Source organism: Streptomyces sp. NPDC003691 (assembly GCF_053981115.1).
Genome location: NZ_JBSFNQ010000099.1, coordinates 1 through 23,003, shown reverse-complemented (window position 1 = coordinate 23,003; position 23,003 = coordinate 1). Strand labels below are relative to the sequence as shown.

Below are 23,003 nucleotides of genomic sequence, written 5' to 3'. Positions count from 1 at the left end.
TCGGCGGCGACGAGTACGCGGCGCTGGCCAGGAAGGATCCGGAGGCGTCGTTCCCGGGGCTGGCGGCGCTGGCCCGGGAGCGGTACGGGCCCGGCCCCGTGCCTCCCGCGCCGCACCCCGACATCGCCGGGGCGCGCGGAGTCCTGCGCCTCCTCGCGGCGGCGGGCGGCGGGCACGGCACCTGGTACACCGCGCGCCGGTCCGCCCACCCGGTGGTCCTCCGGGCCCGCCGCAGCGCCGAACCGGCCCTCCTCACCACCGGCGGCCGCCCCTCCGGCCGACTGCTGCGGCACGTTCTGACGGCCGCCCGGGCCGCCGCGCCCGAAGGGCCCGAGTGGTGGCTGGCGGTGGGCGGCGAACGGCCCGCACTGCTCACCCCCGCCGGACGCGGGCTCCGTACGGAAGCGGTCGGTCCGGTCCTGGACACCCTCGCCCAATGGGCCGCGGGCCAGGGCTGGATCGCCCGCACCGGCGCCGTACTCCTCGCCGTCGGCTGCCCGTCGGCGGCCGGACCGGCCCGGATCCGCCGGGACCATCTGCTCGCCGGATACGGCGTCGGCCACGCCCATCTCGCCGCCACCGCCCTGGGGGTGCCCGCCCGCCCCGTCGGCTCCTGGCAGCGCGCCGACCTCGGCGCGGCGCTCGGCGGGCCGCCGGGCCGCCGGTGGATCGTCCACGGCCTGGCGTTCTCGGGCCCGCCGGACGGCCGGCCGTGAAGCCGTGGCCGCCACGCGCGGCCGGTTGACGGACGCCCGGGCGCCGGAGGGGGCACGGCCCCGGGCCCGCAGTCGTCCGCGGAGCACGGAAGCCGTGCCCGGGCGCATGGAAGCCGGGTCCGGGCGGTCGGCGGACGGACCGGCCGGCCGGCCGGTCATGAGCCCGCAACCGTTCACCGCGCACGCAAGCCGTCCGGGCCACCGGCACCCGGCCCGCGTACCGCACGACCCCCGCTTCCGCACCGCATCGCCCCGGCCCGCGTACCGCACCACCCCCGTTCCCACTCCCCCCGCCCCCCGCTCCCGCACCGCAGAGGAGAACCGCCCCGCATGATGCTCCACCCCGAACTGGTGCGTGCCGCGCGGACCGCGCGCCGGCCCCTCGCCCTCGCCACCGCGCTGCTGGCCGCCGTCGCCGTCACCCACGCCGTCCAGGCCGTGCTCCTCGCCTACGCCCTCGCGGCCGTCGCCCGCGGCTCCACCGGACCCCTGCCCGGGCTGCTGGCCGCCGTCGCCGCCACCGCCCTGGTACGCGCCCTGCTCACACCCTGGCAGCGGCGGACCGCCGTCACGGCCGGGACCACCGCGCGGACCGGCCTGCGCGACGTCCTCCTGACCCGGATCGGCGGCACCGGGCCGGTCCGCGGCAGCGACGAGCGGGCCGGGGCGCTGCGGGCCGTCCTCGTCGACGGGGTGGAGGGCGCGGACGCCTACCTCTCCCGCTATCTGCCCCAACTGGCCGTCACCTGCGTTCTGCCGCCCCTCCTGCTGGCCGCCGTCGCGGCCGTCGAACCGCGCGCGGTCGCCGTCCTCGGCCCCGCCCTCGTCCTCGCCCTGCTCGCCCCCCGCTGGTGGGACCGGCTGCTGGCGCGGCGCGGACAGCAGCACTGGGGGGCGTACGAAACCCTCGCCGCCGACTATCTGGAGGCTCTCCAGGGGATGGCCGCGCTCCGGGCCGCCGGGGCCACCGGCCGGACCCGCGCCCGGCTCTCCGCCCACTCCGACCGGCTCCACCGCGCCACGGTCGCCAAACTCCGGGTGTCCCTCGTCGACACCGGCATCACCGATCTCGCGGTCCAGGGCGGCACCGTCGCCGCCGTCCTCGTCGCCTGCTGGTCGGCGACCACGGGCACCGCCACCCCCGTGGAAACGTATCTGCTGCTGATGCTCGTCTCCGAGTGCTTCCGGCCGGTACGCGACCTGGCCCGCGAATGGCACTCCGGATATCTCGGGGTGTCCGCCGCCGACGGCATCGGACGGCTCCGGACCGCGACCGGCGGGGTGCCCGACGACGGCACCCGCGACCGGCCCTGGACCACCGCCCCCGCCCTCCGCCTCGAAGACGTCCACTTCACCCACCCCGGGGCCGCCCGTCCCGCCCTCGACGGAGTCGCATTCACCGCGCCCGCCGGACGGACCACCGCGATCGTCGGACCCTCCGGAGCGGGCAAAACCACCCTCCTGGGGCTGCTGCTGCGCCATGCCGACCCGGCCCGGGGCCGGATCCTCGCCGACGGCGAACCCCTCACCGGCCTCACCCTCGCGGCCCTGCGCCGCGGAATCGCCGTCGTCTCCCAGGAGACGTACCTCTTCCCCTCGTCGGTCGCGTCGAACCTGCGGCTCGCCCGGCCCGGTGCCACCGACGCCGAACTCCGGTCCGCCGCCCGGGCCGCCGGGATCCACGACGAGATCCTGGCCCTGCCCGACGGCTACGACACCGCCGTCGGTGAACGCGGCGCCGCGCTCTCCGGCGGCCAGCGCCAGCGCATCGCCCTGGCCAGGGCCCTGCTGGCCGACGCCCCCGTGCTGGTGCTCGACGAGGCGACCAGCGCGGTGGGGGAGCGCGCCGAGGCCGGGATCGTCCGCGCCCTGACCGCCGCGGCCCGGGGCCGTACCTGCCTCGTCGTCGCCCACCGGCTCGACGCGGTCCGGCACGCGGACCGGATCGTCGTCCTGGACGGCGGCCGGGTGGACGCGGTCGGCGACCACACGAGCCTGCTGGCCGCGGGCGGCCTGTACGCGACGCTGGCGGCCGCCGCGTCCGGGAGCCCCGGCCCGGCCGGGGTGCCGTTCCCCGGAACGGCCACCGGCCTTACCGAACCCGAGAGGAGCACCACCGCATGACGCGGACCACGGAACCCACCGGGCAGCCGGCCACGGATCCCACCACGGATCCCACCACGGAACGGGCCGCGCACCCGGCCACGGACCAACCGGCAGCCCCCGAGGCGCCCTCGGTACCCGCCTCCGGCCTGCCCGAACGCGGCGCGCTGCGGGCCCTGCTTCCCGTACTGCTCGCCCACCGGGCCACCACCGCCCGCACCTTCGCCGCCGCGCTGCTCTCGCAGTCCGGGCTCGTCGCCCTGGTCGCCCTCGCCGCCCACACCGTGGGCACCGCCGTCACCGGCGGCGGCGCGCCCGGCGCCGGGGTGGTGGCGGCGCTGGCCGGGCTCGTCGTCCTGCGGGCCGTCGTCACCTGGTGGGAGATGGACCTCTCCCACGATCTCGCCTACCGGGTCCTCGCGGAGCTGCGGATACGGGTCTTCGACGGGCTGGCCCGCAGCGCGCCCGCCCGGGTCGGCGGCCGGGACAGCGGAGACCTCGCGTCGGCGGCGCTCGCGGACGTCGAGGCGCTGGAGTTCTTCTACGCCCACGCGGTGGCCCAGCTCGCCGCCACCACGGCCGTGTTCGGGGCCGGGGCCGCCGTGCTCGGGACCGTCGAACCGGGGCTGCTGCCGCCGGTACTGCTCGCGGCGGCCCTGCTGGCCCTGCTGCCGCTGCTGGACGGCCGGTCCAGGGCCCGGCGGGCCGCCCGCAGCCGCCGGGCGGCCGCCCGGCTCTCCGCCCGTACCGTCGAAGCCGTCGACGGGCTGCCCGAACTCCTCGCCTTCGGCGCCCTCGGCCGGATGCGGGACCGCCTCCGGGCCGACGGCCGCGAACTGGGCCGGGCCCAGCGTGCCGAGCACACCTGGGAGGCGGGCTCGGCGGCGGTACGCGATCTGCTGGTGACCGCCGCGCTGCTGGGCGTGGTCGCCGTCGCCGGATACCGGATCGGCGGTGCCTGGGCCCCCGCCGCGCTCGCGCTCGCGCTCGGCGTCCTCGCCCCCGTCGCCGACGCGACGGCCGCCGCGGGGCAGGCGGGCGGGCTGCGGGCGGCGGCGGCCCGGGTCCGGGCGGCCGCCCATGCCCCGGCGCTCGCCCCGCCGCCCGCCCGGCCCCGCCCCGTTCCGGACGGACCGCTGGGGGTACGGTTCCGGGGCGTCCACGCCGACTACGGCGGCGCTCCGGTGCTCCACGGCCTCGACCTGTGCGTGCCCGCCGGTACCCGGCTCGCGCTCACCGGAGTCTCGGGGGCGGGCAAGTCGACCTGTGCGCATCTGCTGGCCCGCTTCTGGGACCCGGCGTGCGGCACCGTCGAACTCGTGGGTGCCGACGGGACGTCCGTGGACCTGCGCGAGCTGTCCGACGGCGCCCTCCGCGGCGCGGTCGCCGTCGTCGGCCAGGACACCCCGCTCTTCCACGGCACGCTCGCGGACAATCTCCGGCTCTCCGCACCGGCCGCCGGGGACGAGGAGATCCGGGAGGTCGCCCGGGCCACCGGAGTCGACCGGATCGCCGCCGGGCTCCCCGACGGCTACGACACCGCCGTCGGCGAACGCGGCACCACCCTCTCCGGCGGCCAGCGGTCCCGGATCGCGCTGGCCCGGGCGCTGCTCACCCGGCCGCGGGTGCTCGTCCTCGACGAGACCACGGCCCGCCTCGACGGCGTCGGCGACGCGGAGGTGCTCGCCGCACTGCCGGAGTGCACCGTGCTGCTGATCGCCCACCGCCCGGCGACGCTGCGCCGCGCGGACCTGATCGCGGTCCTCGACGGCGGCCGGATCGTCCAGCAGGGCACCTGGGCGGAGCTGACGGCGGCCCCCGGCCCTTTCACGGCCATCACGTCCCGCGACTGACCGCCCCCGTCCGGCGCCCGCCCGGCGCTCTTCCGGCCTGCGCCGGGCCCGTTGTTCTTTCGGAGCTCCGGGGGCCGCCGGAGGGGGAGGGGTGTTGTACGGGAGCGGCCCCGTACAACACCGCTCCCTCCGGCTACACAACGCCGCTCCCGGTTACGCGTCCGGCGCCACGGCGGCGCGGTCCGCCTCGGCCAGCCGGTCCATCGTCGCGTCGACCTCCAGGCCGAGCCACTGCGGCACGCTCGTGCCGAGCAGATGCGCGTAGCCCTCGTAGTCGTCCCCGGCCCGGAACAGCGGCGACTCGCCGTCGTCCGTACGCCAGTCGCCGACGAGTGCGACCCACTCGCCGCCGCCGGAGGCGATCTGGACCAGCCCGAGGGCGACGGCCGGGTCGAGCATCACGCGGTCCCCGGCCCGGAGACTCCGCCAGGTGGCGGCCGTGGCACGGTCCGCCTCCGGAGCGGCATCGAACCACTCCCCGTACTCGTCGTCGTCCAGGGACTCGTACACCGGGTGGACCTCATCGCCCACCCGGGCCACCGACAGCCGGTACTCGGGACCGTAGTCGTGCCCGTCGAGATAGGCGGCGGGGTCGAAGACCTCCGGGCCGGTCAGCGCGGAGAACAGCGCCCGCCAGTGCGGGCTGCGTGCCCGCAGCTCCCAGAAGGCGGTCAGCGAGGGCGGCAGCGGGGCACCGAAGCGCCGCTCCAGTCCGCCCGGCAGCGCCGCGAGGCCCCCCGCCGGAGCACCGCCCGCCCGGCAGGCCGCAAGGGCCGGCCCGGTGAGCGCCAGCAGCGCCCCGAGACGCGGCGGCTCACGGGGGACCAGCACCTCGAAGGCCCGGTCGAAACGGGCTGCCAGCCCGGCACCCTCGACGGCCCGCAGCCAGCGGCAGACCCGTTCGGTCACCTCGGCGGCCGTCGACTCCGGTGCCGGGCGGGCATGGTCGCGTACCAGAGTCCCGAACGCCGTATCAGACACCCGTGAACCCTAGAGCACGGTTCTCCGCCTGTGGGCACTCCTGCGGACGAACGGCCCGACGGTTCAGGGGACTTCGGGCACGGACCGCTTCGCCCTCACCCGGAGGCTGCCGCACGATGCCCCGGCTCAACCCCTGCTGTGCCTGCGGTCGCGGCATAGGCACAGGGTACGTAAGGGCCCTCGACCTACAGCCCGGCACTGACGAACCGGGCTTCCACCGTGCGCACCGCCGTAACCCGGTGGTCGAGAGCGACCCTGCTTCCCCCGATCATCGGCCACTTTGTTCAGCACCGCCCCTCTGTATGTTGCCGTACGCAGTACGTCTGTCACGCCGTTGGCCCGGTGTGGTTCTGCGGCCGATTCGGCCTGTGCCACGCCGTACTTGTGGTACGGCATCACTGAGTGGATCCGGACGGAACCCGACGAGAAAGTCGCGACCTGCGCCACCTTCCTGGCCCGCGCAGCTGCGTTCTTCCGCTCGGCACGACCTCAACCGCATCGAGCGGGTCCTGACGGACAAGGCCTGGGCCTACCGCAAGAGCCTGTCCTGAAAGGCCGTCCTAGCCGACCTCGGCGCGAGCGGGAAACCCAGCAACGACCACCGCTGCCACACTGCACTGGTCGGCAAACCGCCCATCAACCGCGTCAACGATGTTGCGGGTGAGACCGCTTAGGGCGGCTAGGCTCGCCACTCCCGCTCCCCGCTCGGCTACATGCCGCGTAAGGACGGCTGGGATGGACGATGCCTCCGCCGGACTCACCTGACCTGGCCTGGGCTGTCGCAGATGGGAGTGACCGCGGGGAGCGATGATCTGCTCCCCGCGGTCTGTGCTGCGGTTCTGCTGATGGTTACGGCTGGGTGATGACGGGGGTGGTGAAGTTGCCCTTGCCGTTGCCGAGGTAGGTGTAGAAGGTGCTGGCGTTGCGCAGGGCGAGGAGGTCGGCGTTACCGTCGGCGTTGAAGTCGCTGCTGGTGATCAGGCGGGTGGTCTTCCAGCCGGGGCCGACTCGGGTGGCGCTGTTGAAGCCGTTGCTGCCGTTGTTGGTATAGGTGTAGAGGGTGCCGTCGTTGTGGATGGCGGTGGCGTCGGCCTTGCCGTCTCCGTTGAAGTCGCTTCCGGCGATGAGGCGGATGCCGGTCCAGCCGGCACCGGCGACGATGCCGCTGCCTACCTTGCCGTCTCCGGTGCCCGGGTAGATGTAGAGGGTGCCGTTGGTGTGTGCGGCGAGGAGGTCGGCTTTCTTGTCGCCGGTGAAGTCGCCGGAGGCCAGCAGGCGCATGCTGTTCCAGCCCGTTCCGGCGGTGACGGCCGTGCCGAAGTTGCCCTTGCCGTTGCCCGGGTAGGTCAGCAGGATGCCGTTGTCACGGATGGCGACAAGGTCGGTGCTGCTGTCCCCGACAAAGTTTCCGGTAGCGATGACGCGGCTGGTCTCCCACTGCACGCCGATCTGGTTGCGGCCGGTGAAGCTGCCCTTGCCGTCACCCGGGTGGGCGTAGAGCTTGTTGTCGGTCTGGTCGATGACGACCGCGTCCGTCTTGCCGTCTCCGGAGAAGTCACCGGCCGCGAGCTGGCGGGTCCAGGCCCGGTTGGCAGTGGCGCTGATCCACTCGCCCAGATCGTCGGTGCGCACCGCCTGGGCGTTGGTTCGGGTCTCGCTCGCGCTGGTACCGAGGCAGCCGCCCTGCCAGGAGCGGGTGGCCAGGCCGACGAGCTCGGGGCCGTTGTCCGTCTCACGCAGCAGCGGACCGCCGATGTCGCCCTGGCAGACGGAGTCACCTGTGGTCTTGCCGGAGATTGCCAGGGTGGTGGCGTCGGTGCCGTCGATGGTGAAGTTCGCCGTGTGCACCTTGGCCGGGACCCACTCGGTCTTCGTACGGCCCAGCCCGGCGAAGGTCGCCTCGTCGCCGACGTTCATCGGGGTGTCGGCCAGGGCTACGACGGGGATGTCGGCAGGGGCGTAGGTCGCGAGGCGGGCCATCACCACGTCGCGGCCTTGAGCGGGGACCAGTTCGGCGATAGCGCTGGTGTGCGCAGTGCCGGCGTAGAGGTCCGTACGGCTGACGGTGATGGTGGCCTTCTGCTTCGGGGTGCCTGCCGTGACCTGGGTCGGGTCGGAAGCGAAGCAGGACGCCGCGGTGACGGCCCATTCACGGGAAACTAGCGCAGCAGAGCAGCCGCGCGTGGGGTCCTTGTCTCCCACCAGCACTCGGGCTGTGAAGCCGTGGTTGTTGCTGGCCTGCGTGCCTGTGGCCGCCCCTGCGGAGGCGGGGTTGATGAGGCTGGCCGCTGCGGCCGCGGTGGTTATGCCGGCGAGCCAGGTGCTGCGAGTACGTCGCGCAGACATGGTGGTTCCTTGTCAGGCTGTGGCGTGTTGCCAGGTGAGAGGAGTTCAGAATCTGAGGGCAGTGACGTTCATGGAGGCTTTGACGTGAATGGTCCGTGCGTGGTCACTGCTGAAAATGGTATGCGCGCTCGCATGGGTAGCGTCTCAAGCCGTCACCTGGATTTTATGCCAAGGGCTTTGCCGCCGTATGAGAGCAATGGCCGTTAACCGGTTGCGCGCAGCTCGACGAGCGCGGACCGCTTTTTCCCGGTCTGGTTGTCACCCTCACCCACGGACGTCATCGAGTTTTCAGGAACCTCGATCGTGGTCTTCTCGGTGCTTCCTTCCGGTATGAGCGTGGCGCGAATCGGGTGCTCTTCAGTCCAGATATTGAATGCACGGGGGAGTTCGAGGGTAAGGTACCCGGTCTTCCCTTGGATGCTGAAGCAGTAGTCCCCGGTGCCGGCCTGCATGGACTCGACCGAGATGTCCCATGCGTTGGAGCAGTCCGTGAGCAGGATGCGGCCGTCTCCACGCTTCAGCGTAATTTTTCGATCCTGAAGAATACGCTCTGCATCCGGGTAGTCGAAGCCTTCGGAGGCGCTGGGCATCGAGTTGTCGGCTGCGGCTTGAGTCGCTTCCGATCGGGGGGCAGCCTGAGCGGTCGTGAGGAAAGTCAGTGTAACGAGTGCTGCGGTGACGCTGGCAATGCCTGCTATCAGAGTGTTCCGGGAGCGGTGTGACAACACTGTGTCCTTTCAATGCAGTTGCTGAGCGACGGAAATCTTGCCATAAGATTCGCATCCGTTGAACCTGCATAAAGATCATGGTCAGCGTCTTCAACTTCCTTGATTCGAGGTGAGGTTGAAGCGCCATTACCGCAACCAGGAAGCGGCAGTCCGGGGAGAAGTCGATTCCTCCTGCCATTGTTTCGATGGCGATAAGCGACCAAAGCGGACATATCGCCCGGTGAGTGTGATCATGATCTCAACAAGGAAGGATCGATCTAGTGTCGACAAGACATCGGCGCTGGCGGGGAGCAGTGAGCTCACCTCAGTGTCAGGCGTCCCGGTCATCGAGACTGCGTGACATGTGCGTGGTTGCTCTTTCGGGCGCACTGTTGGCAAGCCTGGTAAGCACCGCACCTGCGGCTGGGACTGAAGACGTTGACGACACGCCCCCACTGACCGACCGCGCGCTGGCAGTCCAGGCATGGGCCCGGGGCGGCAGTGAAGTGAAACAGGAAGCAGAAGTCGCCCTCGTCGCCTCTGAAGAGGTCATCAGGGGATTCCTCACCACTGCTCTGGGTCCTGCTGAAGAGCGCGATGACCGCCTGATCGCAGTCCAGATGGTGAGTGTCGCCGGCCCTGCCCTGGGCGAGGCAGCCAGCAATGCCCTGAGAACCAAAAATCCTGCCGACGTACGGGATTTCCTGCGCTCGGGCTGGCAACAGCCTATGGAAAAGGACCAGCGCCTCGCCGTCACTCAGATAGTCAGCGCTGGTGGCCCGGCCGTCCGCGAACAAGGAACAGCGGCGCTGAGAGGAACTCCGGACGATGTTCGGAAGTTTCTGGATGAAGGCCAGTTCGCTGCTCAGGAGACGGACGACCGTCTGCGCGTGCTGGATATCCACGGCCAGGGTGGCCTCGCGACACGGGAAGCAGCTCAGCTCGCGCTGACCGGCACTCCGGAAGACGTTCTTGAGTTCCTGGAAGTGGGTCAGTTCCTGGCCCGCAACCGTGACCAGGAGCGAGCCACTGTTGCACAGCTTGCGCAGGAAGCAACTGAAGCGGGGCGCAAAGCGGACCTCGCGACCAAAGCATCGCAGGCGGCGTCCAAGCGCGCTGTGCTGGCTGCCCAACTGGCCAAGCTTGATGCTGAGGAAGCTGCCCGGCAGACCGAGTCCGCCAAGGACGACGCCTTTGCTGCCGCTGGATTCGCGAAGAAGGCTGCCAATGCCGCGCAGGGTGCTTCTGCAGCGGCCCAGCAGGCGATCAGTGCTGCCCACGCAGCCAACCAATCCGCCCGCATAGCGGCCAGCGCTGCGGCACAAGCTGCGAATGCTGCTATCGGCGCCGCCGACGCAGCGACTGACGCCCGTAACGCAGCCAGCGCGGTGGTCACCAAGGCGGGGGAGGCCAAGGACGCGAAGGGCGCTGCCCAGCGCGCTCGCCAGGCAGCCAAGGCAGCCGTGGACGGAGCTGCGGCCGCTACCAAGGCTGGCGAGGCATCCAGGCAAGCAGCACTGGCCGCGGAAGCCTCAGTAGATGCGGGAGGAGACGCCGACAAGGCGGCTGCCGCAGCCGAGCGTGCGAGCACCTTCGCAGAACAGGCCGGCGGCCACTCCGGCGCAGCTCGCGATGCCGCGGCACAGACGCGCCGCTATGCCAAGGAAGCCAATCGGGCGGCAGTGGCCGCCCGGGACCTGGCCAACCAGTCCGCCACCTACGCTTTCAAGGCGCGCGATCGGGCATCCGACGCTGCCGAGCACGCCAACAAGGCAGCCGATGCCGCCGAATCCGCTGCAGAGAACGCGGACAAGGCAACCGACGCTGCTGGCGAATCCCGCACCCACGCCGACGAAGCCAAGAAGGCTGCCGGAACAGCCACGGACGCTGTGCTGACCGCCAAGGAGATTTACCGGCTCGCCCGGGCCACCGAGGACGAAGACCTTGCCGGTCGTACGGCTGCGGGAATCGCGCGCGCTCAGGATCTGAAGAAACTCGACACCAGCCTCGTCACCAGCCTCGGTGCCAAGGCCAGTGAGGCGAAGGAGCTCGAAGAACGGGCCGCACAGCTCGCCACAAGAGCCAATAACCCCGGCCCGGACATCAAGACCATCGCCGATGACGGCCGCCGCCTCGCTCTAGACGCAATGAAGTCTCAAAACGGGATCAACCAGGCGGCCGCGGCCGCGGCTCTGGGCGGTGACGACAGCGAGGTCCTGCACTACCTGCGGACTGGATGGACGAAGGCCAGCGCGCAGACAGCTCGCCAGCAAGTAGCCCAGCTCTCCACCAGCAGCCCCTACGAATCCGTCCGATCTGCTGCAGCAGGAGTCCTCCAGAAGGCAGACGCGCAAGTAACCGCGTTTCTCGCCACGGGACAGCACGATGCAGCGGTCACCGACTACAGGTTGCGTATCGCCCAGATTCACAGTACTGGCGGCACCGCTACAAAGGAGGCAGCAGAAGCCGCGCTTAGGAACGGCGAGTCGAAGGTTCTCGCGACATTCCTGGCCAGCGGCCAATTTGCGGCACATAACAAAGATAACCGTCTTCACGCGGTGCAATTGTTCAGCACGGGCAGCCCCGAGCTGAAGTCTGCCGCAAGGGTCGCACTGTCCGGTTCGGTCCAGCAGGTCCACGAGTTTGTTCAGGCCGGCCAGTACATGGCTGTCCGGAAGGATCAGCTCACTGCTGTCCACACTGCCCAAGTCCAGCGCATGATATTCAAGGCAGATGAAATTGCCGCGCTGGCGCGGAGGAATGCGGCCCTGGCGAAGCATGCAGCAGCAACTGCTGCCGGTGCTGAGGTTGAGGCGAAGCAGGCGGCGGCAGAAGCACAGAAGTCTGCGGACGACGCCGAGGGTTACTCACTAGACGCTGACAAGTCCGCGGACGAGGCCAGTGCCTCAGCTTCACGGGCCGCCGCGTCCGCCAAGACCGCCAGCAAGGCTGCCGAAGCCGCCGACAGGGATGCCGTCAGCGCCGAAGCTTCCGCAGCCAGCGCAGAGTTCTCCTTCCGCTATGCACGGCAGTCCGCCGAGCAGGCCCAGGAAGCCGCCGATGATGCCCGCCACACAGCCCTCCAAGCGGGCAAGGACTCCGATGCCGCCCAATCAGCCGCGTCGCAGGCATGGGACAGCGCCATGGATCGGCTGCGCGCAGACATGGCCGAAGCTCAGCGCAAGGCAGAAGAAGAGCAGAAGAAACAGCAGCAGCAAAAGAAGAAGCGTGCTTGTCCTGCAACTGCGGCGGCTCCGTGGTGTCTCATCGCCTCGGATAACACTTACTTCGACCCATCTGTCGCCTTCCAGTCGGCTCAAGCCCATGCGGACTTGATCGGAATTTACGACGCGGCCGCCTGTGTAAAGAACCCCACTCTGGGTGCATGCATCGGTGCGGCTTTCGCGCTTTCACCCTTGGCTTTCGCGAAAGTCAAGAAAGTCGCGACCGTTGAGGAAAAGATTGCCGCACTCGCCGCCGCATCAAAGGCAGTCCATCCGACGGTCAAGTGGTCAAACGAGACCTGGGACGGATTGGCAATGACCCGGAAGAAGCATATTGTCGGCGGAGGCTTGGATGACGAAACCAAGAGCCTATTTGAAGGGAAATTCGTCAAGGGTGAGAAGCTGAAGAAGAGAATTCAGGAGGCGGTCGACCGAGGCACCCCGCAGAGGAATACCGGCACTAATCCCGATGGATCGCTCCGTAACGGCTGGGTTTACGAATGGGACTTCGGTGTGGGCAATAAAATAGGCAAGCTCTCCGTCAAGGAAATAAGGGAAAAAGGCCTGACGGGAGAGGACGTCTATACTAACCGAATCAGGGTCATCCTCAACGAGGATGGAAGTCTGAGGACAGCACACCCCGTCCGGTAGCGACAGTGTGGGGAGCCGCCGGGGCGGCTCCCCATGCATCACCCCACCTTTTGACTGGAATAATAGTGATTGAGCTAAGCTTCTCCCCCCACGTCGAACTGGAAATCCTCAACAAGGCCGACAGAGAGAATGTGTCAGCCCTCAGTGACGACATGTTCCGCTACGGCTCTTTTCATGCTGGAGTCACCTTCCGCGTCAACGGAGCGCTACTCCTTTCCGGGGACGGGAAAGATCCCCTGGTGGACTTTATTTCAAACCTTGCCAGCACTATTCGGACTATCGAAGCGGGCGAAAGGTGCGCATTCGAGATCTTCAGCAGCGACCACTGGCTAACTTTTACCCCATCCGGCGAACGGGTAAATGTTGAAGATTCGTACGGAAGCGGCTCCTGGTGCCTTAAAGGAGATCTCCTGGCAAGCTCGCGCGCGTTTATTCTAGATGTAATCCTGTATATCGGCGAAAAATATCCAGAACTAGCTAATAGGGAGCTCCTTAAGGAAATTGAGTTGGCTATCGGGGAAGCGTCCTCCTGAGCCGCTAGCGAACCAGTAAAAGCTGCCACTATGTCCGACGCCCCTCGCAACCGCCGCGCCCGGTTGGCAGCGACTGCTGGTCCAGCCGGGGGCTGTGCTCCACGGGAGAGGCAGGCCGGGGTGCGGCTGGGAACGAAGCATTGTGGACACCTGTCTCCCGAGCAGGGTGCAGGGTGAGCTCTGATGTCCGCGCCGCTAGTTCTCGACGGCCAGCTCCAGGCTGGCCCTGCCCTCTCCGGTGTGGAACACCCGGTCGTACCCGGGTTCCCCTCGCCTCTCGTTTCGCGTCGGGACGAGAGGCGAGGGGGACGGCCAACGGGCGGGGAGCCGGTCTCCGGATCCCCGCTCACCGCTCACCGAGTCTGCCCCGCTTCAGTTGCAGCACCACGTCCGAGGCGTCCGCGACCTCGCGCGAGTGGGTGACCACCACTACGCACTTGCCCTCGTCGTGAGCCAGCTTGCGGAACACCGTGATGATTCCGTGCGCCGTCTCCTGGTCGAGGCTGCCGGTGGGTTCGTCCGCGAAGAGGATGTCGACCTCGCAGGCCAGGGCGCGGGCGATGGCGACGCGCTGCTGCTGCCCGCCGGACAGCTGAAGGGTTCGGCGGTGGTGGTCGGCGGCCTCCACGCCGAGCAGTTCGAGGAGTTCGGCGGCACGCCGTCGCCGGTTGCCCCGCCGGACGCCGGTGATCTCCATGGCGGAGGTGATGTTCTGGACGGCCGTCATATAGGTGAGCAGGTTCAGCGACTGGAAGACGGTGGCCGCGTGCCGGTTGCGGTAGCGGCCGAGGCCCAGCTCCGCGATGTCCTGCCCGCGGAAGCGCACGGTGCCGCCGCTCGGCGAGTCCAGTCCGCTGGCCAGCGAGAGCAGGGTCGTCTTCCCGCTGCCGGAGGGGCCGACCACGGCATACATCCGGCCGGGCTCGAAACCGTAGTCGACGCCCCGGAGCACGGTGCGTTTGCGGTTGCCGCTCCGGTAGGTGCGGGTCACACCGGTGAGTTCCAGTACCGGATCCTGCCTGGGGGAGGTCATGGTGTCAGTCGCCCTTCGAGAGGATGGAGCGCGGGTCGAGGCGCAGCACACGGGCGCCGGGGACGAGCGTGGCCAGGACGGCGATGCCGAGGCCGGTGGCGCCGACCAGGGCGATATCGGCGGTGCCGAGGCGTACGTCGAGCGAGTCGATCGGCTCGACCTCCGGCGGAGCCTCGCCCACCAGGGCCTGGGCGCCGCCTCCGAAGTCGGTCGTGGCGTTCCCGCCGGGGCCGCCGTCCCCGTCCTCGGCGGATTTCCTGGCCGAGGACACCTCGTCGGCCAGCAGCCGGTCGCCGATGGCCTGCGACAGCACCTGGCCGCCCGCCGAGGCGAGTGCCACCGCGATCACCGCGCAGGAGACGACCTCCACCAGATGCTGGCCCAGCAGCCTGGGTTTCCGTTCGCCGAGGGAGAGCAGGATGCCCAGCTCCGTGCGGCGTTCGCGCAGCGAGGAGGCGACGATCAGGGCGAGGATCACGGTCCCGGCGAGGGCGACGATCCACACGGTGACGGTCGCGAAGTCCGCGGTCTTGCCAATGGGCCCGACGAGCTGCCGGTACTGCTTGTCGTTGACCGTCAGCGGAAAGACCTTGTGGTCGGCTCCGGCGGCCTTCGCGTCCTCCTTCAGCCGCGGCAGGTCCGCCGGGTCGCCGAGGGTGAAGGTGGCCCGGAGGACCAGGCCCCCGTCCGGCTCCGGTTTCTTGCCGGAGAGCAGGGTGGCGCCGTCCGGGGTGACGAACATCCGGTTGACCGGGTGCATGAGGGCAGGCACGTACCGGCCGGTGTCGGTGGACTCTCCGGCGTACACACCGACGAGCCTGAAGGTGAACTCGGCATCGTTCTTCTTCTGGCCCTCCCAGTTGAACGACCCGACCTTCAGCCGGATACGGTCGCCGACCTTCCAGCCGTTCTGGCGCGCCAGCCGCCGCTCCACCACGACCTCGTCGCTCTTGCTCGCCGGGCCGATCCCGCGCCCGGCGACGATCTTCGAATCGCCGTTGCGGAAGGTGGCGACCGCCTGCTGGTCGCGCACCCCGTCGGCCATGAACATCGCCGTGGCGGTGGTGTCGGTGCCCGGCGGCGGGGGCACCGGCTGGTACACCTTTGCCCCGGCGGCGGGCGCGGCGACCGTTTCGTTCGAGTAGTTGCACTGCCGCACCACCGGTGACGCGCAGACCTTGTCGACCACGCTGCGGCGCAGGTCACCGCCCGGCCCGATGGGACCGCCGGTAAGCGGAGTGTTCTCCTTCTCCATCAGGGCGTCGAGGTCCAGCTGCATGGTCGCGACGGCGCCGACCCTGGCCTTGGCGCCGTCGGCCGCCCGGGCCGCGGCGGACCGGATGAGGAATCCGGAGAGCACCAGCGTGCAGATCACGGAGAACAGGCCGACCAGCATCACGGTCTTTCCGAGGTGACTGGTCAGCCGCCACCAGGCCCGTTTGAAGAGATTCATTCCGTACGCCAACTCCCTTGCCCGGCACATTGTGTGAAACCGCACGTCAACGTATTCGGGAAGCGTTGTGAAGCGTGTTTGCCGAAGAGGACCCCGGCGCCGCGGCTCATACACGGTTCACATCCCGGCCCTGATATTCCTGGGCGGCAGGGACGGCGAAGACACCGGGAATTCACAGGAAAAGGGGGCGCGGAGCGTGCGGGTACTGGTGGTGGAGGACGAGCGGTACATGGCACGGGTCCTGGAGATCGGGCTGCGCCGCGAGGCCATCGCCGCCGATGTCGTACACGACGGAGCGGCCGCCCTGGAGAAGCTGGCGGTCTACGACTACGACGCCGTCGTCCTCGACCGTGACCTCCCCGGGGTCCACGGCGACGAGGTCTGCCGGCGCATCGTCACCATGGGCCTGGAGTGCCGGGTGCTGATGCTCACCGCGGCCGGGCGCCTGGGCGACAAGGTCGAAGGGCTCGGACTCGGCGCCGACGACTATCTGGCGAAACCGTTCGACTTCCCCGAACTCGTCGCCCGGCTGCGGGCGCTCTACCGGCGCAGCCCCGTCGCCCACGCCCCGGTGCTGACCTTCGCCGATCTGACCTTCGACACCCATCGCCGGCAGGTGCTGCGCGCGGGGCGCGAGGTGCGGCTCGCGCCGAAGGAACTGGCCGTCCTGGAGCTGCTGATGCGCGCCGACGGCGGGGTGCTGAGCGCCGAGGACCTTCTCGACAAGGCGTGGGACGCGGCCACGGATCCGCTCACCAACGCGGTACGCCTCGTCGTGTACACCCTGCGGCGCAAGCTCGGCGAGCCCCGGCTGGTCCGGACGGCGATCAGCGCGGGCTACTACCTGGGCACCGAGTGATGAGGCGGCTCCGTCTCCCGGTCCGTACGGGCCTCCCGGGGCGTCCCGGCCGTACGGAACTCCGTGCCCGCCCGGGCCGGCCCCGGTCCCGGAGCATCCACACCCGGCTCTTCCTCGGCTTCGCGGGGGCGCTGTCCGCAGCGGCCGTGCTGATGGTCGCCGTCATCTACACCGGCATGCGGTTCGTGCCGACGTACGACTTCCGGAACACCCTCGTCCTGGCGGGCCCCGGGGAGCTGCTCCCCGGGGAGAACGGCCGCTGGAAGGCGGACACCCGGGGCACCGGCTGCGGGGCGGCGGCGCCCGGGACGAGTGGCCTCGGGGAGACCGGCCTTGGGGAGACCGGCCGCGGGCAGGCGAAGCCACTGCCCCGCGCCACGGAGCCGTTCCCGGAGGCGGAGACCCCGGAGGGAGTACGGCCCGGCCCCGGCGCGACCATGTCCATCAGCAGCAAGGAGGACGTCTGGAACACCGTGCTCGGGGTGTCCGCCGGTGGTCTGCTGCTGGTCACGGCGATCGGCCTGGCCGTCGGCTGGCGGCTGTCGAAACGCCTGCTCGCCCCGCTCGGCACCATCAGCCGGGCCGCCGCGGAGGCCGCCGACGGGAAGCTCCAGTACCGCATCAACGCCGAAGGCCCCTCCGACGAACTCAAACAGCTCGCCGACACCTTCGACACCATGCTCGCCCGCCTCGAAGAGTCCTTCGCCGCCCACCGGCGCTTCGCGGCCAACGCCTCGCACGAACTGCTCACCCCGCTGGCCACCACCCGCGCCGTCCTCCAGGTCGCCGCCGCCGACCCCAGCGGCGAGGAGTTCGCCGAGCTGACCCCGATGCTCGTGGAGACGAACGAACGCAACATCACCATCGTCCGGGCGCTCCTCGACCTGGCGGCCGCCGACCACGCCCCCTTCGACCCCGAACCCGTCGACCTGGCGGCCCTCGCCACGGCGGCCGCCGCCGAACGCACCGCGCGGGCGGCCGCGGACGGCCTGCGCCTCGACGTCGACGCCGAACCCGGCTGCACTGTCCCCGGCAGCACCACCCTCCTCCGCCAGCTCCTCCTCAACCTCCTCGACAACGCCCTCGCCTACAACACGCCCGGCGGCTCGGTACATCTCGCGGTCCTCCGTGAGAAGGAGGTCGTCATCGAGGTGGAGAACACCGGGCCGCACCTCGACGGGACCAGCGCCCAGCGCCTGTTCGAGCCCTTCTACCGGCCGCAGTCCCGGGTCACCAGCGACCGCTCCGGCCACGGCCTGGGCCTGGCCATCGTCCGTTCGATCGTCCATGCCCACCACGGCACCGTCACCGCCCGCCCCAACCCCGGCGGCGGCCTGACCGTCCGTGCCGTACTGCCGCCGGGCACGGGGCGCGCGTAAGAGTGCCGTGCCCGGTCGCGGCCGAGCCCCGGTCAGGGGGTGGAGGGCACGATCCGGACCGGCTCCTCCCAGACCTTTCCGTCGATGATGCGGAACGCGCGGAACTCGACGGTGTCCGGGTCCATGGTGGACACGATGACGTAGTGGGCGCCCGGCTCGTTCGCGTACCGGATGTCCATTCGGGACGGGTAGGCCTCGGTGGCGGTGTTGGAGTGGTAGACGATGACCACTTCCTCGTCGCGATCGTCCATGCTCCGGTAGGTGTTGACGAGTTCGCCGCTGTCCATCTCCCAGACCGTCGGGGAGTGCGCCGCGTTGGTGATCGGCAGATGCCGCTCCGGCCGGCCCGAGCCGACCGGGCCGGTGACCAACCCGCACGCCAGATCCGGGTGGTCGGCGCGGGCATGCGCCACGATCGCGTCGTAGACCGACTGGCCGATCGTCAGCCCGCGCCCGCCCGTCTCCGGGAGCCCGGCCAGCTCCCCTTCAACAGCGGTGAGCATGGCACGGGCGGATGGGTAGCCCGTGTCCGGACGGTCGGCCAGGGCCTTCCGGATGATCTCGTCGACCCCGTGCGGGAGTCCGGGTTCCAGGGCGCTCGGGGGCCGGTCGTCGAACGGGGGCCGGAGCGTCAGCAGTTCGTAGAGCAGACAGCCGGTCGCGTACACATCGGCTGCCGTGTCCGTCGTGGCGACGGAGCCGAAACCGGTGAGCCTGACCTCGTTCCGCCGGTCGATGATCACCTGCGCGGGGCGGATGTCGCCGTGCGCCGTACCCCTGCCATGGGCGTATTCGAGGGCCCGCAGGACGGCGGCCGTGCAGCTCAGCGCGGCCGGTACGTCCAGTCGGTGCCCGGTGTCCAGGAACTCCCGCAGCGTGGTGCCTTCCGGGTACTCCATCACCAGATACGGCACCGGGACGCGGCCGAGGCGGTGGTGCGGCCGGTCGAGGACGGTGACGATACCCGGGTGGCGGAGCGCGGCCGCCGACCGGCTCTCCTGCTCGAACCGGGCGCGGAACAGCGGATTGAGCACCGTGTCCGGCCGGAGCGACTTCACCACCACCGGACGGTCCCGGCGCAGGTCGACCGCCCGGTGGAGCTCGCAGACACCGTCGGAGGACAGGACGTCCCCGAGTTGGTAACGGCCGGCCAGCAGCCGTGGCATGACCGGACCCCGCCGTCTCCGGGCCGAGTGCGCGACGGCCAGCCGGTAGTGGATATCGCTCCACATGCGCGGGGTCTGACGGGCGCCGGCCGCCCGCAGTCCGTCGCAGACGTAGTCGTTCAGATCCTTCTCGCTGACGACACCGTCCCGGTCGACGTCCGCCTCGCCCGACCGCAGCCCTTCGATCACCTTTCCGGTGAAGGCGGACGGCCGCGGGTCCAGCTCGCTGACGCCGCCGCCCTCCCAGGCGTACTCGATTTCGTTGGTCGCGGTGAGGACGACCTTGCCGTCACCGCCCAGCGCGTCCTTGATGTGCACCTTGTCGTCGCCCTTGCGGCCCCGCATGAACGCCCCGCTGTAGCAGCAGTCCAGCAGCAGCACGATCGACCGGGCGCGGCAGGTCTCCATCTGCGTGCGCAGGAAATCCGCGGTGACCGTGGTGGACCGCAGCAGCCTCGGATCGGTGTCCGGCGCCGCGAAGAAGAGTTCGCCGTCGTCGTTCTTGATGCCGTGGCACGACAGGTGCAGCAGCAGGAAGTCGTCCGGACTGCGGTCGAGGAAGAAGCGCTCGACGGCCGCGGCGGCCTCGTGGTGCGGAGCGTCGACGAGGGTGCTCACCTCGTATCCGCCGATCCGTGGATCCCCGAGGACCTCCGCCAGTCCGCCGACGTCCGCCATCGGGGAGCGCAGTTGCTTCAGACCGGGGGACGCGTATGTCCGCGCGCCGATGAGCAGGGCCGCCCGGCGGCCCCTGGACAGCCTCTCCATGCCGGACGCCTCAGGCCCCGGCACCGGTTCCCGGGACAGGACCCGGATCAGGACCCGGACCAGGACCCGGTGAAGGATCCGGACCGGGACCCGGCAGCGGGGGCGGCCCGGGCGGCCGCCGCTCGCCGTGCGCGGCGACGAACGCCTCGATCAGCCGCCGCTGTTCCGCGGAGGAGAGGTGCTGTACTTCGATGCTGTCCCCGCCGACGGTCAGGGTGACCGTGCGGACCGGCCGGTTCTCCAGCCAGCTCTGCACCAGCCGCACCACACCGCGGAGCGCGAAGGGGGCGGCGACCACCAGCAGGGCGCCCAGGGAGATCACCTCACCCGGTTTCGCGCCCGGCGGCACCGTCCCGGAGCGGTCCGCCTCCACACGGTGGACGTCCAGTTCGAGCAGCCGGTTCCGTAACCGCCGGGTCAGGGCGTCCAGCTCCGCCGGATGGCTGTCCTCGCCCTGTTCCAGCACCAGGCGCAACTCGATGGCCGTACCGTCGCTCATCGCCGCTCGCTTTCCCCCGCGCAGCCAAGGACGGCACAGTTTAGCCACCGCCGGACCGCGCGGGGGGTGTTCGTCCTCAGCGGAGTACGTCCCGCGGCGGGCCCTCGTCCGGCCAGACCAGCAGCACCGGGCACACGGCGTGGTCCACCACGAACCGGGTCGCGGGCCCCAGGCTGTGCGGGCCGGGATGGGTGCGGTCGCCGTCGCGGGCGCAGATCAGCAGGTCGGCACCGGACGCCGCGGAGGTCACCGCCTGCTCCGGCCGGCCGGTGAGGGGCCGCCGTTCACAGGGGCGGCCGATCCTCGCCTCGGCGGCGGCCAGCAGCTCGTGGGAGAGGTCCGCCGCGAGCCGGCCGATCCGGGCGGCCGGGTCGCGGCCGGACGGGGCGGCCCGGCCGAGCAGACCGGCGCCCGCCGCGCCCGCCGCCTCCGCGGTGTCGGGGGCGGTGATGTGCAGCAGGACGGTCCGGCCGTCCGCCGGGACCTGGCCGCGGGCCGCGTCGGCAACCGCGGGCCAGGTGCCCTCCATGAGCCAGACGACGACGGCCATACGGCGGATCAGCCTCCGATCACGGTCAGCGACGCCCAGAGCGCCACCACCGACAGTACGAGCGCGGGGGGCACCGTGAGCAGCCCCAGCCGGGTGAACTCGCCGAGCCCGATATCGTCGCCCGCGCCGTGCGCATGGACCACCCGCCGCCACAGCAGGGTGGCCAGGGACCCGGCGTAGGTCAGGTTGGGGCCGATGTTGACGCCGATCAGCAGCGCCAGAACGGCCCCCGGACCGGAGGCCTCCACCAGCGGCAGCAGGACCAGGACGGCGGGGAGGTTGTTCACCAGATTCGCCAGTACGGCGGCGAGCGCGGCGATCCCCAGCAGCGCGACCAGGCCCGTGCCGCCGGGCACGAGCTTCCCGAGCGCCTCGCCGATTCCGCTGTCGACGACACCGCGCACCACGATGCCCAGCGCCAGGACGAAGGCGAGGAACGCGGGCGCCGCGGCGCCCACCAGGGCCCGTGGTGTGGTCCGCCGCCGGGCCAGCGCCCGTACCGCGAGGACCGCGGCGCCCGCCGTCGCGACCCAGGCCGGACCCACTCCCGCGAGCGGCCCCACGACAAAGCCCGCCAGGGTGGCGCCCACGGTGACCAGCGCGAACACCGGTACGGGCACCGGCGGTCCGGCCTCCCCGGCCCCGGGGGCCACCGGCGCGGCCAGATCCACGGCGAAGAACCGGCGGAAGACCACGTACTCCACCGCGACCGCCACCAGCCATGGCAGCAGCATCAGCGCCGCGAACCGGGTGAAGGAGAGCCCGGCGGCCGTGAAGGCCAGCAGATTCGTCAGATTCGACACCGGCAGCAGCAGGGAGGCCGTGTTCGCCAGATGGGTGGTGGCGTAGACGTACGGCTTCGGCCGGGCTCCGATCCGGGCGACGGTGGCGAACACGACCGGGGTGAGCAGGACCACCGTGGCGTCCAGGCTGAGGACCGCGGTCACCGCCGCCGCCAGCCCGAAGACCTGGGCGAGCAGCGCCCCGCGACGGCCGGGCCGCCGCCGGGCGGCGTTGGCCAGCCACTGGCCGCAGGCCCGGAACAGCCCCTCGTCGTCGCAGAGCCGGGCCAGGACCAGGATCGCGGCGAGGAAACCGACCACCGGGCCGAGGAGCGCCGCCTCGTCGGCGGCGCCGGACGGGGAGACCGCCCCTACCGCGACCACCAGCGCGGCGGCGGGTACGGCGGCCACCGCCTCCGGCAGTCCCCGGGGGCGGACCACCGCCCACACCAGGACCACGACCAGCAGGACGACGGAGACGGTGTCGGCGGCGACGGGGCTCACCGGCACCCCCGGCCCGGCCCGCTTCCGTACGGGAGGAGGAGGTACGGGCGGTCGGGGCGCACTCCGTGACCGTACGCCCCGCCGGGCCTCCGGTCCCGGACGGCGCACCCGGGCGCGTGAAAACCGCTGGCCCTTCCGCACCGCCCGATGACAGCGTTCACATATGACATCGCAGTACCGTATCCGCGCCGACTTCGACGCCCGGACGGTGGTGGTCTATCAGGCGTACGCGCCGGCCGTCGCCGACGCAGCCCTGAAGGCCGGGCACTTCACGGCGCCTTTCTCGTTCACCCGGATGACCTGGATCAAACCGTCCTTCCTCTGGCTGATGCACCGCAGCAACTGGGCCCGCAAAACGGGACAGACCCGGATACTCGCGGTCCGGATCACTCGGGCGGGCTGGGAGGAGGCGCTGACCCGGGGCGTGCTGACGACCGGTGATCCCGATGCGCTCGCCGGTGCGGCGGTGCACGTCCAGTGGGATCCGGAGCGCTCGCTGCGGGGCGCGGCCCTGAACCACTACAGCATCCAGGTCGGGGTGGGGCGCGGGCTGATCCGCACCTATGCCGGTGACTGGGTGACCGGTATCACCGACATCACGGCGCAGGCCCGCCGGATCGGGGACCTGGTCGCCGCCGGACGCGCCGAGCAGGCCCGGCGGCTGCTGCCGCCGGAGCGGCCGTACCCTCTTCCGGCGGCGGTGGGACGGCATCTGGGCGTGGACTCCTGACCGGCCGCCCCGGTCCGGCGGCCGGCCGGGGAACCCCGCACCCGCGGGTCCGGCCCCACGACCAGCACCACCGGCGCCCGCAGCAACTTGGCGACCTGGGCCGTGGGTGCCGACCCGCACGATCGGGCTGCACGCCGATCTCTCCGGCAGCGGCGCGGACACCGGC

General features: G+C 70.9%; 16 protein-coding genes and 3 pseudogenes. 9 read left to right on the top strand and 10 right to left on the bottom strand.

All coding sequences use genetic code 11. The features are described 5' to 3' along the window. From ACWDR0_RS30080 to ACWDR0_RS30070, 3 genes and pseudogenes are all read left to right on the top strand, one after another. A pseudogene (locus ACWDR0_RS30080) lies at positions 1-716 on the top strand (nitroreductase); the annotation flags it as partial. A 330-nt stretch (positions 717-1,046) separates the two neighbouring features. Next, positions 1,047-2,840 (top strand): ABC transporter ATP-binding protein/permease, encoded by a 1,794-nt coding sequence (locus ACWDR0_RS30075; RefSeq protein WP_456354958.1) that lies wholly within the window; start codon positions 1,047-1,049, stop codon positions 2,838-2,840. Continuing rightward, positions 2,837-4,672 carry an ABC transporter ATP-binding protein gene (locus ACWDR0_RS30070; RefSeq protein ID WP_456354957.1) on the top strand — a complete coding sequence of 612 codons (1,836 nt, stop codon included), beginning with the start codon at positions 2,837-2,839 and terminating at the stop codon, positions 4,670-4,672. The genes ACWDR0_RS30075 and ACWDR0_RS30070 overlap by 4 nt, the downstream gene beginning before the upstream one ends. 153 nt (positions 4,673-4,825) lie before the next feature. Here ACWDR0_RS30070 and ACWDR0_RS30065 read toward each other — a convergent pair whose 3' ends face one another. Next, positions 4,826-5,653 (bottom strand): hypothetical protein, encoded by an 828-nt coding sequence (locus ACWDR0_RS30065; protein WP_456354956.1) that lies wholly within the window; start codon positions 5,651-5,653, stop codon positions 4,826-4,828. Between the two features lie 421 nt (positions 5,654-6,074). Here ACWDR0_RS30065 and ACWDR0_RS30060 point away from each other — a divergent pair. After that, positions 6,075-6,327: pseudogene (locus ACWDR0_RS30060) on the top strand (IS481 family transposase); the annotation flags it as partial. Between the two features lie 175 nt (positions 6,328-6,502). Here ACWDR0_RS30060 and ACWDR0_RS30055 read toward each other — a convergent pair. Together ACWDR0_RS30055 and ACWDR0_RS30050 are read right to left on the bottom strand one after the other, a co-directional pair. Further along, complete coding sequence (locus tag ACWDR0_RS30055; RefSeq protein WP_456354955.1) at positions 6,503-7,999, bottom strand: FG-GAP-like repeat-containing protein; 1,497 nt, start codon at positions 7,997-7,999, stop codon at positions 6,503-6,505. 203 nt (positions 8,000-8,202) lie between these two features. Further along, the gene (locus tag ACWDR0_RS30050) at positions 8,203-8,724 is read right to left on the bottom strand and encodes a hypothetical protein (RefSeq protein ID WP_456354954.1); all 522 of its coding nucleotides are present in this window, start codon (positions 8,722-8,724) and stop codon (positions 8,203-8,205) included. A gap of 488 nt (positions 8,725-9,212) precedes the next feature. Here ACWDR0_RS30050 and ACWDR0_RS30045 point away from each other — a divergent pair, with 488 nt between their 5' ends. Together ACWDR0_RS30045 and ACWDR0_RS30040 are read left to right on the top strand one after the other, a co-directional pair. Further along, entirely contained in the window at positions 9,213-12,581 is a 3,369-nt protein-coding gene (locus tag ACWDR0_RS30045; protein ID WP_456354953.1) for an ALF repeat-containing protein, read from the top strand. 65 nt (positions 12,582-12,646) lie between these two features. After that, positions 12,647-13,114, top strand: coding sequence for a hypothetical protein (locus ACWDR0_RS30040; RefSeq protein WP_456354952.1), 468 nt, complete (start codon positions 12,647-12,649; stop codon positions 13,112-13,114). Between the two features lie 346 nt (positions 13,115-13,460). On the opposite strand, the gene ACWDR0_RS30035 is transcribed toward ACWDR0_RS30040, so the two are convergent. Continuing rightward, entirely contained in the window at positions 13,461-14,147 is a 687-nt protein-coding gene (locus ACWDR0_RS30035; RefSeq protein ID WP_456354951.1) for an ABC transporter ATP-binding protein, read from the bottom strand. Positions 14,148-14,151: 4 nt separating this feature from the next. Beyond that, complete coding sequence (locus ACWDR0_RS30030; RefSeq protein ID WP_456354950.1) at positions 14,152-15,600, bottom strand: ABC transporter permease; 1,449 nt, start codon at positions 15,598-15,600, stop codon at positions 14,152-14,154. Positions 15,601-15,796: 196 nt separating this feature from the next. Between ACWDR0_RS30030 and ACWDR0_RS30025 the strand changes: the two genes are divergently transcribed. Both ACWDR0_RS30025 and ACWDR0_RS30020 read left to right on the top strand, forming a co-directional pair. Next, the gene (locus tag ACWDR0_RS30025) at positions 15,797-16,459 is read left to right on the top strand and encodes a response regulator transcription factor (RefSeq protein WP_456354949.1); all 663 of its coding nucleotides are present in this window, start codon (positions 15,797-15,799) and stop codon (positions 16,457-16,459) included. Then, the gene (locus ACWDR0_RS30020) at positions 16,459-17,838 is read left to right on the top strand and encodes a sensor histidine kinase (protein ID WP_456354948.1); all 1,380 of its coding nucleotides are present in this window, start codon (positions 16,459-16,461) and stop codon (positions 17,836-17,838) included. Before ACWDR0_RS30025 ends, ACWDR0_RS30020 begins: the two co-directional genes overlap by 1 nt. Positions 17,839-17,870: 32 nt before the next feature. On the opposite strand, the gene ACWDR0_RS30015 is transcribed toward ACWDR0_RS30020, so the two are convergent. From ACWDR0_RS30015 to ACWDR0_RS29995, 5 genes and pseudogenes are all read right to left on the bottom strand, one after another. Beyond that, positions 17,871-18,341: a Mov34/MPN/PAD-1 family protein gene (locus ACWDR0_RS30015; protein ID WP_456354959.1), complete on the bottom strand. Its 471-nt coding sequence runs from the start codon at positions 18,339-18,341 to the stop codon at positions 17,871-17,873. Positions 18,342-18,536: 195 nt separating this feature from the next. Further along, positions 18,537-19,772 (bottom strand): annotated as a pseudogene (locus ACWDR0_RS30010) (caspase, EACC1-associated type); the annotation flags it as partial. Between the two features lie 10 nt (positions 19,773-19,782). Beyond that, positions 19,783-20,271, bottom strand: coding sequence for an effector-associated constant component EACC1 (locus tag ACWDR0_RS30005; protein WP_456354947.1), 489 nt, complete (start codon positions 20,269-20,271; stop codon positions 19,783-19,785). Positions 20,272-20,347: 76 nt separating this feature from the next. Continuing rightward, positions 20,348-20,821: a universal stress protein gene (locus tag ACWDR0_RS30000; RefSeq protein ID WP_456354946.1), complete on the bottom strand. Its 474-nt coding sequence runs from the start codon at positions 20,819-20,821 to the stop codon at positions 20,348-20,350. Between the two features lie 8 nt (positions 20,822-20,829). Next, on the bottom strand, positions 20,830-22,107 hold the full coding sequence (locus ACWDR0_RS29995) for an SLC13 family permease (protein WP_456354945.1): 1,278 nt from the start codon (positions 22,105-22,107) through the stop codon (positions 20,830-20,832). A 163-nt stretch (positions 22,108-22,270) separates the two neighbouring features. On the opposite strand from ACWDR0_RS29995, the gene ACWDR0_RS29990 reads away from it, so the two are divergent. Then, positions 22,271-22,837: a DUF4291 domain-containing protein gene (locus tag ACWDR0_RS29990; protein ID WP_456354944.1), complete on the top strand. Its 567-nt coding sequence runs from the start codon at positions 22,271-22,273 to the stop codon at positions 22,835-22,837. Positions 22,838-23,003 lie beyond the last annotated feature (166 nt).

What these genes read in the sequence shown, in the direction of transcription:
- ACWDR0_RS30075 (WP_456354958.1), top strand. Translation starts at nt 1,047, where the DNA reads ATGATGCTCCACCCCGAACTGGTGCGTGCCGCGCGGACCGCGCGCCGG.
- ACWDR0_RS30070 (WP_456354957.1), top strand. Translation starts at nt 2,837, where the DNA reads ATGACGCGGACCACGGAACCCACCGGGCAGCCGGCCACGGATCCCACC.
- ACWDR0_RS30055 (WP_456354955.1), bottom strand. Translation starts at nt 7,999, where the DNA reads ATGTCTGCGCGACGTACTCGCAGCACCTGGCTCGCCGGCATAACCACC.
- ACWDR0_RS30035 (WP_456354951.1), bottom strand. Translation starts at nt 14,147, where the DNA reads ATGACCTCCCCCAGGCAGGATCCGGTACTGGAACTCACCGGTGTGACC.
- ACWDR0_RS30030 (WP_456354950.1), bottom strand. Translation starts at nt 15,600, where the DNA reads ATGAATCTCTTCAAACGGGCCTGGTGGCGGCTGACCAGTCACCTCGGA.
- ACWDR0_RS30020 (WP_456354948.1), top strand. Translation starts at nt 16,459, where the DNA reads ATGAGGCGGCTCCGTCTCCCGGTCCGTACGGGCCTCCCGGGGCGTCCC.
- ACWDR0_RS30015 (WP_456354959.1), bottom strand. Translation starts at nt 18,341, where the DNA reads ATGCTCACCGCTGTTGAAGGGGAGCTGGCCGGGCTCCCGGAGACGGGC.
- ACWDR0_RS30005 (WP_456354947.1), bottom strand. Translation starts at nt 20,271, where the DNA reads ATGAGCGACGGTACGGCCATCGAGTTGCGCCTGGTGCTGGAACAGGGC.
- ACWDR0_RS30000 (WP_456354946.1), bottom strand. Translation starts at nt 20,821, where the DNA reads ATGGCCGTCGTCGTCTGGCTCATGGAGGGCACCTGGCCCGCGGTTGCC.
- ACWDR0_RS29990 (WP_456354944.1), top strand. Translation starts at nt 22,271, where the DNA reads ATGACATCGCAGTACCGTATCCGCGCCGACTTCGACGCCCGGACGGTG.